Origin of the sequence: Pseudomonas sp. Y24-6 (assembly GCF_020295325.1) — a bacterium.
Lineage (GTDB): Bacteria > Pseudomonadota > Gammaproteobacteria > Pseudomonadales > Pseudomonadaceae > Aquipseudomonas > Aquipseudomonas gregormendelii.
In genome coordinates this window covers 284,219-299,839 of record NZ_JACBXG010000006.1, presented here as the reverse complement: position 1 = coordinate 299,839, position 15,621 = coordinate 284,219, and the positions used below count along the sequence as shown (strand labels likewise).

Below are 15,621 nucleotides of genomic sequence, written 5' to 3'. Positions count from 1 at the left end.
AGGTGTGGAGAGGCTTAGATGCCATCGCGGGCAAGCCTTGCCCGCGATGGCGTCCGTGATAACGCCATCCAGATCAACCTGGCTTCTTGGCAATGCGCAGCGATTTGGCCTTGGCTTCCACCACCAGGTACATCACCAGCGTAATCAGCAGCGGCAAAATAAAGTAGATCGCCCGATACGCCAGCAACCCCGCCACCAGGCTGCCGCGCGAAGCTTCATGCTGCAGCAGCGCGACAAACACCGCCTCCAGCACCCCAAGACCGGCAGGTATGTGGGTAATCACCCCGGCGATGGCGCTGATCAGCAGTACACCCAGCACCAGTGGATAATCCAGCTTGCTGGGGAGCAAGGTGAAAATCACGGCTGCCATCAGCGACCAGTTCAGCGCGCCCAACGCCAGTTGCAGGACCGCCATGCGCAGCGACGGTAGATTGATTTCCACTCCGCGAATCGACCACTCGCGCCGTTTGGAAAACCGACACGCCGCCAGATACCCTGCGCTCACCAGCAACAGCAGCACCCCGACGCCCTGCAGGGCCGTGCTGCTCAGCTTCCAGCCCGGCGGCATGCGCACCAGTCCACTGCTGAACACCGCACCGGCAATCACCATATAGCCGAACCAGTTGGTCGCCAGGCTGAGGCCGAGGATCTTGGCAATGTTCGCCTTACTCACGCCCAGACGCGAATACAGGCGATAGCGCATGGCGATGCCGCCGACCCAGGCGCTGAGATTGAGGTTAAAGGCATAGCTGATGATGCCCACCGGAAGGATCTGTTTCCAGGTCAGGTCCTGGCGTATGTAGGTGCGACCAATCAGGTCGAAACAGGCGTATACCAGAAAGCTCACCAGCGTCAGCCCTGCAGCGATGATCAAGGTGCGTACCTTGAAGTCCGCCAGGGTGTCGAACACTTCATTCCATTCGATGCGGCGGGCGAGCATCGTGAACAGCACGATCAGCGCCAGGAAAAACAGCATCGTCAGTGGCCGTTTCCAGCGACTCCAGCGGGATTTTCCCGGGCTCTCGGCGTGCGGCGCCGACTGTGTTTCAGCGCTGCTCATGGCGATCACTCCCGGTTGAATGGGTAAACAATTTCAGGCGCGGCTTATGGGCCGGCAACCAACCGGCCCATGCAGGGAAGTGGCGCAGAAAGTGGAACACCAGAAAGCCCACGGTCATGTGCCAAACCCGCCCGCGTGGAGATTTCTCTGCGGACATGGCCTTGCAGTGATTGTTGCTCAGGTCTTCAAGACGCTCGAACAGTTGACGATTGAAGGTGCGATCGCGAATCAGCACATTGGCTTCAAGATTCATCGACAGGCTCAGCGGGTCCAGGTTGCTCGAGCCAACGGTGCTCCAGTCCTCATCCACCAGCGCCACTTTGCCGTGCAACGGGCGCTGGCAGTACTCGTGAATCTGCACGCCGGATTTGAGCAGGTAGTCGTACGTCATGCGTGCAGCCAGCTTGGCGACCAGCATGTCCGGCTGGCCTTGCAGGATCAGTTTGACCTCCACGCCCCGGCGGGCCGCATTGCGGATCTCGCGCAGCAGGCGATAGCCCGGGAAAAAATAGGCGTTGGCGATCACCACCCGGCGCTGAGCACTGCGCAGTACCTGCCGATAGACCTCTTCGATATCGGTGCGATGGTCACCGTTATCGCGATACACCAGGCGCACCTGGCCATCGTGGTCGGTGAACGCCAGTTCCGAGCGCCGCTGCCGACGACGCTGCCACCAATACTTGGCGCGGCCAGGGCGACCACTTTGCAGCAGGGCAAAGTGATGAATGTCCGCCACCGCCGGCCCCTGGATCTCCACGGAATAGTCCTGCTTGGCTTCAGGGCCGAAATCGAGCAGGTGATCGCCGGAGAAGTTGATGCCGCCGATAAATGCAACCGTGCCGTCCACCACCACGATCTTGCGGTGCAACCGGCGGAACCAGTTGGTGCGCACGCCCAGGCGCTTGGGGGCCGGGTCGAATATCTGCAGGTGCACTCCGGCTTCGCTCAGCGCTGTGAGATAGCCCGTGCTGAGTTCGCCGCAGCCAAAACCATCGAGGCTGGCAGTGACGCGCACCCCGCGTCTGGCGGCGTCGATCAGCACTTCCTGCAGCTCGTTACCGACCTTGTCTTCGAAGACGATGAACGTTTCCAGGAGGATTTCCGTCTTGGCCTGGCGCATGGCCTCGAACACCCTGGGGAAATATTCCTCACCGTTTTCCAGCAGTTCCACACGATTATTGCCTTGCCAGCCGTACTCGACATCAACGGCTGCAGGCTCGCGCACCGGGGGGACGGAAACGCTGTCCAGAGTGGTTTTATCCATCGACGGGATACTCATAGCTCGATCTCCACCGATAGCGGTGCGTGGTCGGAAAGATGGGACCAGGGCCGTGCAGCCAATACCTGCGGACGGCTGGCCTTGAGGTTGCGGACATAAATGCGGTCCAGGCGCAGGACCGGCAGGCGAGCCGGAAAGCTGCGCGCGGGCTTGCCATGGTGCTCGGCGAACACTTCGCGCAAACCGCACGGCTTGAGCAGCGCATCGGCGCGCTGGCGCCAGTCATTGAAATCGCCGGCGACTATCACCGGCGCATCCTTGGGCAGCTCCTCCAGACGCCGGGCCAGCAGGCGCAGTTGTTCGTTGCGGTGGGCCTCGTGCAGGCCCAGGTGGACGCAGATCGCATGCACCTCGGGACCGTCGCCCGGCAGGCGTAGCACGCAGTGCAAAATCCCGCGGTTTTCATGGCCGCTGATGGACACGTCGAGATTGTCATGGCGGATGATCTGAAATTTCGACAGCAGCGCATTACCGTGATCGCCCGCCGGGTAGACCGCGTTACGGCCATAGGCAAATTGTGGCCACAGGCTGTCGGCGAGGAATTCGTACTGCGGCATCGTCGGCCAGTTGTCGTAGCGCTGGGGATGTTGCTCGTGGGTGCCGTGTACTTCCTGTAAAAACACCACGTCGGCGGACACGGCGCGCACCGCTTCGCGTAACTCGGGCAGGATGAAACGCCGGTTGAGCGCGGTGAAACCCTTGTGAGTGTTCACCGTCAGCACGGTGAAACGCCGCACGGCCGCGTGGGTTTGCAATTGTTCTGGTGCCTCGGGCTGTTCAGACATGCTCATGACAGCACTCCTTCGGCTGCGGGCTCGCCGGGGGTAGTGGCCAGACTGTCTTCAAGATGGAAGCGCTCCAGCAGCCGGCGCGCATCAAACGGCGCGCGCACCTTGATGTCGTTATCGAAATAGCAGAACACTTCACGGGACTTGCGCGGCTGGGGCTTGAGCCGTGGAGCGATCAGCTGTGGATCCGCGGGTTGCTGCCCATGGTTCCAGGCATCGATCCGGTCGCCCCAGCGTTTCAGCGCCTGGGTGGTGTAGCCGCTGGCATACAGCTCTTCGGCGCCGTGCAGGCGCAAGTAGACAAAATTGCTCGTGATGTCTTCGCGATAGGGCCATTTTCCCGCAGTGTCAGCGATTACCAGTGCCACGTTGTAGCGCTTGAGCAAGCGCACGAACGCCGGGTCGACGAAGCTATCGTTGCGGATTTCCACGGCATGGCGCAGGGGCCGTTTCCTGTAGGCCTTGATACTGGCATGCCCCGGTACATGGGAGTCGTGCTGGCGGGCGAGAGCAGCGGCCTGCTGGGTGTTGTGGGGTAGCTGTTCAAGAAAGCTCTCGAACAGCTCGGCATTAAATGTGAAGTTGGGCGGGAATTGCCAGAGGATCGGCCCCAGCTTTTCCTTGAGTTCCAGCACCCCGGAGGCGAAGAAATTGGCCAGGGGCTTGTGCACGTCGCGCAAGCGTTTGACGTGGGTGATGAACCGTGGAGCTTTGACGCTGAAGACGAAATCCGCCGGGGTTTGGGCGTACCACTCGGCATACCGCTGCGGACGTTGCAACGCGTAGAACGATCCATTGATTTCGATGCTGTTGACCGCCCTCGACGCGAACTGCAACTCGCGTTTCTGGGTCAACCCCTTTGGGTAGAAATCCCCCCTCCAGGGCAAGTAGCGCCAGCCTGAAATACCAATATGAATCCCCGCCATGTCGCCTCCCGTCTTGTGGTCCTCGGTTTACCCCGCTCCATTGCTGACTGCGGGGCGATAGAGAAAGTTTCGAGCGGGCTACGGACGGTATCGCCCGTGGATAAGCGGCGAGGAGAGGGTTTTGCCAGTTGTTGATGGGGCACTGCTGCCGTTATCTCGCGGCCAAAACCGAACTTGCACGGGATTTGTCGATCAGTTCCTCACAGATGCGTTTTCGAGGAGCTCCGCGTTTTGCTCAAGTTCAAGACCGCGATACTACTGGGGGCGTTGCTGATTTTTGCCAGCAACGCGTTACAAGCCGCCGCATTGCCAGGCCTTCCAGCCGCTGCTGAAGAGCCGGCCACGCCGGAGCCGCTGGTGCAGGGCGGTTTGCTCGGTGCCATCAGTTCCAGCATCGACAACGTGCAGGACAAACTCGACCTCAACGAAGACCTGGTGGACGCCTGGCGTTTGCGAGCTGATCGGGCTGCGGACGAGGTCGACAAGCTGGTGAACCAGCCTTCGGCGCGCTCGCCCATGAGCGTCGTGGGTGACTTCCTGTTGTTGTCCGGGGTCTGGCTGGGGGCCTTTGCCTTGCTCACGGTGCTCGGTGGCCTGCTGGCCAAGCGGCTGAACCAGGGTCGCTGGCTGGGTACCCGCCAGCGCAGTCAGGACCTGCTCAGCTACGTATTGCCCTACACATTGCCCGCGATTATGTGTCTGCCGCTGACGCTGTCCATCAGCCATTTCCTACCGGCTTCGGTCGGCCGGGCATTGGCGTTGTGCTTTGCCTACGCCACCAGCAGCGGGATATTTTCCACTTCGATGCTGCTGTGTGTGATCGTCATGTTCAACACCGGGCACAAGCGTGCGGCGGTGCAGATCATCCGCGACTACTGTCCCAAGCCTCTATTCCTGATCGGCTTCCTCGCCGCGCTGAGTGACGCACTGACCAGCCCGCAGATCGCCCGGCAACTGGGCGGTAATATCACCAGCAGCATCGCGGTGTTCACCGGGCTGTTTGCGTCGATCATCTTTGGCTTGCTGGTGATCCGCCTGCGTCGTCCGGTGGCTCACCTGATTCGCAACAGACCCCTGGCGCAACGGCTCAAGCAACCATCGCTGCAGGAGTCCCTGCGAATTTTCTCCGGACTCTGGTACTGGCCGATCCTGCTGATGGTCATGGTGTCGGCGATCAATTTGATCGGGGTGGGGGAGGATAATCAGAAAGCCCTGCGTTGTGCGTTGTTCACCACCATCCTGCTGATCGCCACGGTATTTCTCAGCACGGTATTCCAGCACCTGTTCAAGTCGCGAAAAGCCGAGGCGCTGCAGCGCAGCAGCGCTTACAAGGAGCGTTTTCTCAGCCTGCTGCACGCACTGGTGCGGATTGTGATGGCGGTGGCTTTTATCGAGATTCTGGGCCGGATCTGGGGTGTTTCGCTGTTCGAATTTGCCGAACGCAACTCGATCGGGCGGGCAATCAGTGACTCGCTGAGCCGCATTGGCCTGATTTTCCTGGTGACCTGGCTGTTCTGGGTGGTGCTCGACACGGCCATTCAGGAGGCCCTGAAGCCGCCCGTCAACAAGCGCTCATCGGCGCGTCAGCCCAGCACCCGGGTGAAAACCATCCTGCCGCTGCTGCGCAATGCGATGAAGATCATTCTGGTAGTGATCTGCGCGATTACCACCATGGCCAACCTGGGGATCAACGTGGCGCCACTGCTTGCCGGTGCCGGGGTGGTCGGTCTGGCGATCGGTTTCGGCTCCCAGCAGCTGGTTCAAGACGTGATCACGGGCCTGTTCATTATCATTGAAGACACGCTATCGATCGGCGACTGGGTGGTGCTCGACTCGGGCCACGCCGGCACGGTCGAGGGCCTGACCATCCGCACCTTGCGCCTGCGCGATGGCAAAGGCTTCGTGCACTCGGTGCCGTTCGGCCAGATCAAGGCGGTTACCAATCAATCAAGGCAGTTCGCCTATGCGTTTTTCTCGGTGCAGTTCACTTATGACACCGATGTTGATAAGGCCATCGAACTGATCCGCGAGGCCGGGGAATCAATCCGCGAAGATGCGTTCCTCAAGTACAACCTGCAGGGGCCGCTGGACGTGTTCGGTGTCGACAAGATGGACCTCAATGGTGTGGTGCTGACCGCACAGTTCCGCACGGTATCGGGTGGGCAATATGCGGTGAGCCGGGCGTTCAACCAACGCTTGAAAAAGCTTGTGGATAACAGCCCTTGGGTGCATTTCGCGCAGACTTATCCACAGCAGGTTTTGTTGCCCAAGCGGCAGGGCGATGAGGCTCTGGAGAATGGGCAGGCTCCAGAGCATGGAGCTGTTTTGCTGCCGGATCCGCCGCGTAGTCAGTGATTTATATGAGGGCTGCTGGCCCCTTCGCGGGCAAGCCCGCTCCCACAGTGGACCGTGTTAACACGAGATTTTCTGATCACAAATCCCTGTGGGAGCGGGCTTGCCCGCGAAGGGGGCAGCGCAGCCAGCCTCAATGCTGGATCAACCTGCTCCGTACCTCAGCACCCGCCTGGGGATCCAGCTCCAGCCAGATCTGCTGTTTGCCCGCAATCACCGCAGCAGCCGGCACCCCGTCGCGATACACCAGCCGATTGCTCGCCAGTGCCGGCACCTTCGCGCCGGGTAACAGGGTGCCGGCGAGGTTCAGCGGGTCAACCCCGCACACCGCCACCAGGCTCCCGTCATGCGGCCGTCGGCGTACCTCGCGCAACAAGGGTATGGCCTCGGGCAGGGCGAACTGTTCCCCGGCCAATCCGCTGACGAACCGTCCACCGCGAATCTCCCCGCGAGCCTCCAGTCGATGAAAAGTGCGCAGCAACTCACGCCACCCTGGCAACCAGTCTGCCTCTCGTTCCAGCAAGCGCCAGAACACCACCCCGTAGCGTCGAAGCAGCGTCATGGCAATGTGTTCCAGGGTGTCGACGGGTGTCGGCGCCGGACGTTTGTTATCCACAACCGGCGCGGCCAACCCTCGCTTCAGCAACGCCCAGCGCCCGGCATCATCCATGCCGCCAATAAAAGCCCCGCGCCCGCGCCGGCTGCTGCGAGCCTGGCGTCTGCTGGCCGGAGCGATCAGCGCCCGCAGGCCGGCAAAGCTGTCGGCGTTCACCAGGCCTGCGCCCACCAATTCCTGCAGGGCGATTTCCAGCTCGGCGCGCAGAAGATGGGCCTCATGAATCAGCTCATCAAAAAACAACGCGCCGTGTTGGCTGAGGGCGTCGTGGACCTTGCGCGCCTTGGGCGACAGTTGCTCTATTGGCGTCTGCTCTGCGAGGCTGCTCCACAACCCGACGCGGGTGCGCGGCAACAACAGGATCGGCGTGCTGCGCAACGCCGTGCTGGCGCCCTTGCCGCGTGTTGTCAGGCGCGTCCACACCCACTTGCCACTGCGACACAGATCATCCAGCCAACTCGGCGAATAACCCTTGATGCGTGCCGGCAGCAGGTCACTGTCCCAGGCGGAAGCGGCGGCGGGGTAGCCTTCAAACTGACCGACAATCGCTGACAACACGGCGCTGCCCTGGCCTTGAGCGGGGGGGGACAGGTGTTGCCAGTCAAACAGGAATCGCATGAAATCCTGCAAAGCCACCGGCTCGATTTCCCGGCGCAGACGCTTGACCGTGTAGCGATGGATTCGCGCCAGAAGATGGCGTTCGCACCATTCTTCCTCGCAGGCGCCGCTGGAAAAATGCCCGCGCAGAACATAGCCTTCCCGCTCAAGGTGCGCCAGCGCCCCGGTGACCTCAGTGGCGGGCAGGCCGAGGGGGCCGGCAATCGCCGACAAGGGCAGCGGGCCGAACGCGCCCAGGCGTGCCCGCACCACTTCCAGCACGGCGTCATCGCGGTCCCAGGCTTCATCGAACCCGGGCAATGCGACCATCGGCGGCTGCACGGACGCCTGTGGATAAATCGCCTGCACACAGGTCAGGCGCTCCAGCGCGAACCACAGCGAATCGCCGATCCGGCTGGCCCGGCCGCCTTCGGCCAGTGCATTCAACCATTCTGACCACTGCGGGTTGGCCTGGGCTTCCTCTTCAGTGATACAGGCAAGACTCATCAGCGCCTCATGCATCTCATCGATGCGGGTGGGCGCCGGCCAGGCTTGCTCACGCACGGCCTGAATCGCGTCGGCGTCGAGGGCGCCAAGATCGTCGGTGGATTGCGCCTCGGTCCAGCGTCGATTGAGCACCGCCTGGGTGCGGCGTTCTTCCAGCGGCGCATCGTCGAGAAAACTGTAGGGCCGCGCACTGAGGATTTCCGCCGCCAAGGGCGAGGGCGCAGGCAGGTCGCGGCTGATCAGGCGCACCTCGCCACGCTCCATGCGCCGCAACAGGTTGAGCCAGCCTTCGCTGTCCATGGCCTCATGCAGGCAGTCGTCGAGGGTCTGCTCCACTAGCGGGTGTTCGGGCACTTCACGTTCACCGGCGAGATTTTCCACGCAGGCAATCTGGTCGGGAAACACGCTGGCGATCAGGTCTTCGCTTTTCATGCGCTGGATCTGTGGCGCGACCTTGCGCCCGCCGGTGTAGCGCGGCAATGCCAGCGCGACTCCGGCATTCCAGCGCCAGCGCACACCAAACAGCGGCGCCTCGAGAACGGCTTGAATCAGCAGGTGCTCGGCGCTGTTGCTGTGCAGGTAGCGCCAGACTTCATCGAGTTCGAAACTGTGGCTGCTGGATAGAGAAAGGACGATGGCGTCCTCGCTGGCGGCGGCCTGCAACTCGAAGTTGAACGTACGGCAGAACCGCTTGCGCAGTGCCATGCCCCAGGCACGATTGATCCGACTGCCAAAGGGCGTGTGAATGATCAGCTGGGTGCCGCCGGACTCGTCGAAGAACCGCTCCATCAGCAGCGTGACCTGGGACGGCAGTGCGCCCAGGGCCAGGCGTGCACGGGCCAGGTAGTCCACCAGCTGTTCGGCGCTGGCGAGGTTCAGGCCAAGGGTGTCGGTCAGCCAGTCCAGGGCCGGTTGCAGGTTGCCGGGTGTGGCACCCAGCAGGTCGTCGAGTCGGGCTTGCAGGCGAGCCACCGCGAATGACAATTCGGCACTGCGCCCTGGCGCCTCGCCGAGCCAGAACGGGATGGTCGGCGGCTGGCCCTGGGCATCTTCAACCCGGACCTTGCCGGCCTCGACCCGCAGGATTCGATAGGACGTATTGCCCAGCTGGAAGACGTCGCCGGCGATGCTCTCGACCGCGAAGTCTTCGTTGACGCTGCCGATGTTCAGCGCCTGGGGTTCGAGCAACACGCTGTAGTCGGCATTGTCGGGAATCGTCCCGCCGCTGGTGACCGCAGTCAGCTTGCTGCCTCGGCGACCGCGTAATGTGCGGGTCAGAGCGTCGCGGTGCAGGTAGGCACTGCGCATGCCCTGGCTTGAGTTGTAGCCTTCGGCGAGCATTTGCAGCAATGCCTGGTAATGCTTTTCGTCGAGTTCGGCGTAGGGCGACGCTTGGCGGAACAGGTCCAGCAGTGCCTGTTCCTGCCATTCCCGGCAACTGACCTCGGCGATGATCTGCTGCGCCAGCACATCCAGCGGCGCCTTGGGAATGTGCAGGGTATCGAGTTCACCCCGGCGTACACAGTCGAGCAGGGCGGTGCATTCGATCAGGTCATCGCGGGTGGTGGCGAACAGGCGACCCTTGGGTGTGCCGCCGACCTGGTGCCCGGAGCGGCCAACCCGTTGCAGAAAACCGGCGATCGAACGCGGCGAGGCAATCTGGCAGACCAGGTCGACGTCGCCGATATCAATCCCCAATTCCAGAGAAGCGGTGGCGATCAGCACTTGCAGCTCGCCGCGCTTGAGACGTTGCTCGGCATCCAGGCGAAACTCCTTGGCCAGGCTGCCATGGTGCGCAGCTACCGCATCCTTGCCCAGGCGTTCGCTCAAGTGGCGGCTGAGGCGTTCGGCGAGGCGTCGGGTGTTGACGAAGATCAAGGTGGTGCGGTGCTCGCGGGCGAGGGCCGCGAGGCGGTCATAGACCAGTTGCCAGACGTCGTTGGCCATCACCGCCGACAACGGCACTGGCGGCACTTCGATGCCCAGGTCCCGCGGACGGGCATGGCCGATGTCGATGATTTCACAGGGGCGATCACGCCCTGCCAGGTAGCGTGACACCGCCTCGATGGGTTTCTGCGTGGCCGACAGGCCGATACGCGTCAGCGGCTCGCTACACAGGGCCTGCAGACGCTCAAGGCTCAGGGCCAGATGGCTGCCGCGCTTGCTGGCGGCGATGGCGTGAATTTCATCGACGATCACTGTACGCGTGGAGCCCAGCATCTGCCGGCCCGAGTCTGAACCCAGCAGCACATAAAGGGATTCCGGGGTGGTGACCAGAATATGCGGCGGGCTCCTGCGCATTGCCGCACGGTCTTTTTGCGCGGTATCGCCGGTGCGTACGGCAGTGGTGATCTGCAAGGCCGGCAGCCCCATGAGCTGCAGCTGTTCGGTGATACCGGCCAGCGGGTTTTGCAGGTTGATCCGGATATCGTTGGACAGCGCCTTGAGCGGCGAAACGTAGACCACCAGGGTTTCGTCAGGCAAACCGCCTGGGGTCTCCAACCCTCGATGCACCAGGTCATCGATCACCGCCAGAAAAGCGGTGAGGGTCTTACCCGAGCCGGTGGGCGCCGCGATCAAGGTCGAACGGCGCTGGCGAATCAGCGGCCACGCCCGGGCCTGGGCGGCAGTCACCGTCGCGAACGTGTTACGGAACCAGGCACTGACCGCAGGGTGGAAGCCCGCCAGGGCAGCGTCCGGAGGGATTGGCAAGTTCATACGGCAATTTACACTTTACGGGTGACGGTTGCGTACTAAACCCGCAAAATGCAACGATTCCGGCAATTATCAATGACATCACCCCGGGTGCTGTCTAACAGCCATCGTTCCAATCAGACTGGGCCTGCTGACTCTATGCGAATGCGCCTTATGTTACTGGGCGGCGGAAATGCCCTTGGGCAGGCGCTGATTCGCCTCGGTGCGGAGGAAGACATCGGTTTCCTCGCCCCCCGCCCGCCGCAAGACGGCTGGGATGCCGCGAGCCTGACGCAATTGCTCGACGACACCCGCCCGGACGCGCTAATCAACCTTGCGTACTACTTCGACTGGTTCCAGGCCGAGGCAGTGAGCGAACAGCGTCTGGCCGGGCAGGAGCGCGCAGTCGAGCGCCTGGCCGAATTGTGCCAGCACCACAATATCGTCCTGCTGCAACCGTCGAGCTATCGGGTGTTCGACGGTTCCCGCGCGACGGCCTACAGCGAAAAAGACGAGCCGGTGCCCTTGGGCCTGCGTGGTCAGGCCCTGTGGCGCATCGAGCAAAGCGTGCGGGCCACTTGCCCGCAGCATGTGCTGCTGCGCTTCGGCTGGCTGCTCGATGACAGCGCCGATGGGGCCCTGGGGCGTTTCCTGGCTCGTGCCGAGCAGCCTGAAGAACTGCTGATGGCTGATGATCGCCGAGGCAATCCGACGCCGGTCGACGATGCCGCCCGGGTGATTATTTCGGTGCTCAAGCAACTTGATTGTGCAGCGCCGCTGTGGGGCACCTACCATTACGCAGGACATGAGGCCACTACGCCGCTGGCACTGGGGCAGGCTATCCTGACCGAAGCGCGCAACCTGCACCCGCTGGCCATCGAAGCACCCACCGCCCAGGCTCACGCCGCGCGCCCTGACGCTGCCGACGAGCCGCAGCATGCAGTGCTGGCCTGTAAGAAAATTCTGCACACGTTCGGGATTAAGCCGCGTGCCTGGCGCGCGGCACTCCCGAGCCTACTGGACAGGTTCTATCGCCATGGCTGACGGCCCAATTCTCATCACCGGCGGTGCCGGTTTCATCGGCTCGCACCTGACCGATGCCTTGCTCGCCAAGGGCCATTCGGTGCGCATTCTCGACGACCTGTCCACCGGCAAGCGCAGCAACCTGCCGCTGGACAACCCCAAGGTCGAGCTGATTCTCGGTGATGTCGCCGATGCAGCGCTGGTGGCGCGTACGATGGTCGGCTGCAGCGCCGTGGCACACCTGGCGGCGGTCGCTTCGGTCCAGGCCTCGGTGGATGATCCGGTCAGAACCCACCAGAGTAATTTCGTAGCTTCGTTGAATGTGTGCGAAGCCATGCGCCAGGCCGGAGTCAAACGCGTGTTGTTTGCCTCCAGCGCGGCGGTCTACGGCAACAACGGTGAAGGCGAGTCGATCGACGAAGAAACGCCCAAATCGCCGTTGACGCCCTATGCCTCGGACAAACTGGCCAGCGAGCATTATTTTGACTTCTATCGGCGACAGCATGGCCTGGAACCGGTGGTCTTCCGTTTCTTCAACATCTACGGCCCGCGCCAGGATCCGTCCTCGCCGTACTCCGGGGTGATCAGCATCTTCAGCGAGCGGGCGCACAAAGGCCTGCCGATCACCGTGTTTGGCGATGGCGAGCAGACTCGGGATTTTGTTTACGTTGAAGACCTCGTCGACCTGCTGGTGCAGGCCATCGAGAAGCCGCAGGTCGAGGTGGGCGCGATCAATGTTGGCTGGAACCAGGCGACTACACTCAAGCAGATGCTGCAGGCGCTGGAAGTGGTCGTGGGTCAGTTGCCGCCGGTGAGCTACGGACCGGCGCGCTCCGGAGATATTCGTCATTCACGGGCGAACAATCGACGGCTGCTGGAGCGGTTTACCTACCCTGAGCAGACGCCGATGAGCGTGGGGTTGGCGCGGTTGTTGGGGCGCTGAGTCCTGCCGCAATGATAAAGGCGCCTCAAAGGCGCCTTTATCGTTTCTGGATGGTGTTGACCTTGCTCGCGAAAGCGTTCCAACCCAAGCGGTTTAGAACTTGTAACCCAGGCCAACCATGTAGATGAACGGATCCACATCCACGTCGACCTTGGCCCGGGTGCCCGGTGCCACTACGTTGTTTTCCACAGTGGCGGTGGTGTCGATGTCGATGTAGCGCACCTGCGCGTTGAGCATGATGTTGTCGGTGATCATGTAGTCGGCACCCACCTGGAACGCCATGCCCCAGGAGTTTTCCGCCTTGAAGTTGCTGAAACCGTTGGCGCTGGCTTCACTGCCCACGTGTTCGTCGTAGATCCAGGTGTAGTTGATGCCGGCACCCACATACGGCTGGAATAGCGACTTGTGATCCAGCGGGTAGTACACCACGCTCAGGGTCGGCGGCAGGTGTTTGAGCGAACCGAGTTTGCCGTTGGCCGCGCCCAGGGCGGTGCCTTTGATCTTCACGTCGTGCTCGAACGGGGAGGCGGCGAGCAATTCGATACCCCAGTGGCTGTCGATCATGTACGCGAAGTTCAAGCCCAGCTGCGTGTCGCTGCTCATGGTCGCCTTGCCACCCAGGTCGGCCCCGGCCAGTGGGCCCTGGTCGACCTTGACGCTGGAGCTGTCGGCTTTCGGGTTGACGGTGATAGCGCCAGCGCGAACGATGATATCGCCAGCGTCGTGGGCATGGGCGAGCGGGGCTGCGAGCGCGAGGGCAAACAGCGAAGCGCAGAGCGCGGACTTGTGCATGAGGGCTCCAAAGGACGTTAAAAGTTTTCGATGTCCAATGGTAAGGCGGCTAACAATCTGCTCTGTTGACTCAGCTCAATGAAACAGCGAAGGGGTGGTTTTTCGTGGAACCTTTGCGGGCCCCATCGCTGGCAAGCCAGCTCCCACAGGTTCCGTCGGTGATACAAATAGTGTGAACGACTCGATCACTGTGGGAGCTGGCTTGCCAGCGATGGGGCCATTACAAACAGCCTAAAATGACCGGGGTTCACTCCGGCAGCTCATACGCATAAATCTTGTCCGCCTCCATCTGATACCCCGCATCCGCCAGTTCGCTGGTTGACGCCTTCACCTGCATCGCACCCTCGATCCAGTAAGGCTGATACAGCTCGTCCAGCTTCACGCCCAACTCGCTTTTCACATGCACGATCTGGTTCGACGGCGGTGGCGGTACGTGGATGCAGGCGCCGAAATACGGCACCAGCAGAAACTCCGTGGTGCGCCCTTCCTCACTCACTTCCAGTGGCACGATATACCCCGGCAGGCGAATGTTCTGGCCGTCGAGTCCCTGCACCACGGGGGCATTGGGCATGTCCTGCTTCGCCGCTGGTGCCGATTCGGCCGACAGCGCACTGCTCATCTGCGACAGGTCATGCAGCGGCGTCATGTTCGGCACTTCCGGTGCTGCGTCCGGGGGGATCATTTCCGACCAGGTCAGATCCTTGGGCTCGGCTGCCCACAGCGGCAGGGCGAACAGCATCAACAGCGCGAGCAGGACGCGGGGCATCTTCGACTTCCTCATAAACGGATCGACAGGCCATCGGCAAGGGATTGGCGATACGCACGCCAGGCCGGCACGCTGCCCATCAGTAACGCAGCGCACAGGATGCCACCGAGCAGCGTCCATTCATATTCACTTGGCCACGCCAACGGTAAATACAACCCGTAGTTGGCCTGCACATAACCCTGGGCGCCTGCGATACACACGTACAACAGGGCCACGCCGGCAATCACCCCGGACAACGCCAGGGCAAACGCCTCCAGCACCAGCAACGAGGCGATATGCCACGGACGAGCGCCGACCGAACGCAGAATCGCCATCTCCCGCCGGCGTTCGTTGAGGCTGGTGAGAATCGCCGTGAGCATGCCGATCAACCCGGTCAGCACCACGAACAGCGACACCACGAACAAGGCTTTTTCCGCCGTGCTCATCAGGCTCCACAATTCCTGCAGGGCGACGCCGGGCAGGATGGCAAGCATCGGCTCGCCGCGAAATTCATTGATCTCACGCTGCAGGGCGAAGGTGGAAATCTTGCTGTTCAGGCCCAGCATGAAGGCGGTGATCGCTTGCGGCGTCAGGTCCATGTTGCGTGCCTGATCGGCACTGACGCGCCCATTACCCCGGGCCGGTACGCCGTCGTGCCAGTCCACGTGAATCGCTTCCATGCCACCCAGGCTGATGTGCAGCGTGCGGTCCACGGGCGTACCCGTGCGTTTGAGGATGCCGACCACGGTGAATGGCTTGTCGTCGTGCTTGACCAGGCTGATCACCGCGACGCCGTGGGCCAGGACCAGTTTGTCGCCGAGTTTGTAGTGCAGCGCATCGGCCACCTCGGCGCCGAGCACCACTTCGAACGGATCGGTGGCGAATGGGCGACCGTCGACCAGTTCCAGGTGCTGCTGGCGTGCGTATTGATAGTGCTCGAAATACGCCTCGGTGGTGCCCATCACCCGGTATCCGCGATGGGAGTCGCCGAGGGACATCGGGATGGCCCACTTCACTTTCGGGTTGTTGGCGAAGTGCTCGAAGCTGTCCCAGCGGATGTTGTTGGTGGCATTGCCGATGCGAAACACCGAGTACAGCAGCAGATTCACCGAACCGGAGCGTGCGCCGACGATGAGGTCGGTGCCACTGATGGTGCTGGCGAAACTGGCCTTGGCTTCGGTACGAACGCGTTCCACGGCCAGCAGCAGGCAGACCGACAAGGCGATGGCGAATGCAGTCAGGATCGCAGTAAAGCGACGATTAGCCAGGCTGGCCATGGCTAGACGAAACAGATACATC

The 15,621-nt window shown here is 62.1% G+C and carries 11 protein-coding genes; 3 read left to right on the top strand and 8 right to left on the bottom strand.

Features of this window, described 5'->3' with window-relative positions:
- Positions 1 to 73 precede the first annotated feature (73 nt).
- The 4 genes from HYI44_RS14440 to HYI44_RS14425 are packed head-to-tail and all read right to left on the bottom strand — an operon-like array spanning position 74 to position 4,053.
- The gene (locus HYI44_RS14440) at positions 74 to 1,060 is read right to left on the bottom strand and encodes a lysylphosphatidylglycerol synthase domain-containing protein (protein ID WP_225569691.1); all 987 of its coding nucleotides are present in this window, start codon (positions 1,058 to 1,060) and stop codon (positions 74 to 76) included.
- A complete protein-coding gene (gene clsB, locus HYI44_RS14435; RefSeq protein WP_122838853.1) occupies positions 1,047 to 2,339 on the bottom strand; it encodes a cardiolipin synthase ClsB in 1,293 nt (430 codons plus the stop codon). The genes HYI44_RS14440 and clsB overlap by 14 nt, the downstream gene beginning before the upstream one ends.
- Complete coding sequence (locus HYI44_RS14430; RefSeq protein WP_412548491.1) at positions 2,336 to 3,130, bottom strand: endonuclease/exonuclease/phosphatase family protein; 795 nt, start codon at positions 3,128 to 3,130, stop codon at positions 2,336 to 2,338. Before HYI44_RS14430 ends, clsB begins: the two co-directional genes overlap by 4 nt.
- Complete coding sequence (locus HYI44_RS14425) at positions 3,127 to 4,053, bottom strand: DUF72 domain-containing protein (RefSeq protein ID WP_122838855.1); 927 nt, start codon at positions 4,051 to 4,053, stop codon at positions 3,127 to 3,129. The genes HYI44_RS14430 and HYI44_RS14425 overlap by 4 nt, the downstream gene beginning before the upstream one ends.
- A gap of 231 nt (positions 4,054 to 4,284) precedes the next feature.
- On the opposite strand from HYI44_RS14425, the gene HYI44_RS14420 reads away from it, so the two are divergent.
- The gene (locus tag HYI44_RS14420; RefSeq protein WP_225569690.1) at positions 4,285 to 6,408 is read left to right on the top strand and encodes a mechanosensitive ion channel family protein; all 2,124 of its coding nucleotides are present in this window, start codon (positions 4,285 to 4,287) and stop codon (positions 6,406 to 6,408) included.
- A 130-nt stretch (positions 6,409 to 6,538) separates the two neighbouring features.
- Here the strand turns inward: HYI44_RS14420 and HYI44_RS14415 are convergent, their stop codons facing one another.
- Positions 6,539 to 10,843 carry a DEAD/DEAH box helicase gene (locus tag HYI44_RS14415; RefSeq protein ID WP_225569689.1) on the bottom strand — a complete coding sequence of 1,435 codons (4,305 nt, stop codon included), beginning with the start codon at positions 10,841 to 10,843 and terminating at the stop codon, positions 6,539 to 6,541.
- A 135-nt stretch (positions 10,844 to 10,978) separates the two neighbouring features.
- Here HYI44_RS14415 and HYI44_RS14410 point away from each other — a divergent pair, with 135 nt between their 5' ends.
- Positions 10,979 to 11,863 (top strand): sugar nucleotide-binding protein, encoded by an 885-nt coding sequence (locus HYI44_RS14410; RefSeq protein WP_122838858.1) that lies wholly within the window; start codon positions 10,979 to 10,981, stop codon positions 11,861 to 11,863.
- Positions 11,856 to 12,785 (top strand): NAD-dependent epimerase/dehydratase family protein, encoded by a 930-nt coding sequence (locus HYI44_RS14405; protein ID WP_225569688.1) that lies wholly within the window; start codon positions 11,856 to 11,858, stop codon positions 12,783 to 12,785. Before HYI44_RS14410 ends, HYI44_RS14405 begins: the two co-directional genes overlap by 8 nt.
- Positions 12,786 to 12,878: 93 nt before the next feature.
- Here HYI44_RS14405 and HYI44_RS14400 read toward each other — a convergent pair whose 3' ends face one another.
- The 3 genes from HYI44_RS14400 to HYI44_RS14390 form a co-directional block, all read right to left on the bottom strand.
- On the bottom strand, positions 12,879 to 13,577 hold the full coding sequence (locus HYI44_RS14400) for an OmpW/AlkL family protein (RefSeq protein ID WP_225569687.1): 699 nt from the start codon (positions 13,575 to 13,577) through the stop codon (positions 12,879 to 12,881).
- 247 nt (positions 13,578 to 13,824) lie between these two features.
- A complete protein-coding gene (locus HYI44_RS14395; protein ID WP_122838861.1) occupies positions 13,825 to 14,343 on the bottom strand; it encodes a DUF3299 domain-containing protein in 519 nt (172 codons plus the stop codon).
- Positions 14,344 to 14,354: 11 nt separating this feature from the next.
- Entirely contained in the window at positions 14,355 to 15,620 is a 1,266-nt protein-coding gene (locus tag HYI44_RS14390) for an ABC transporter permease (protein ID WP_225569686.1), read from the bottom strand.
- Between the last annotated feature and the right edge of the window lies 1 nt (position 15,621).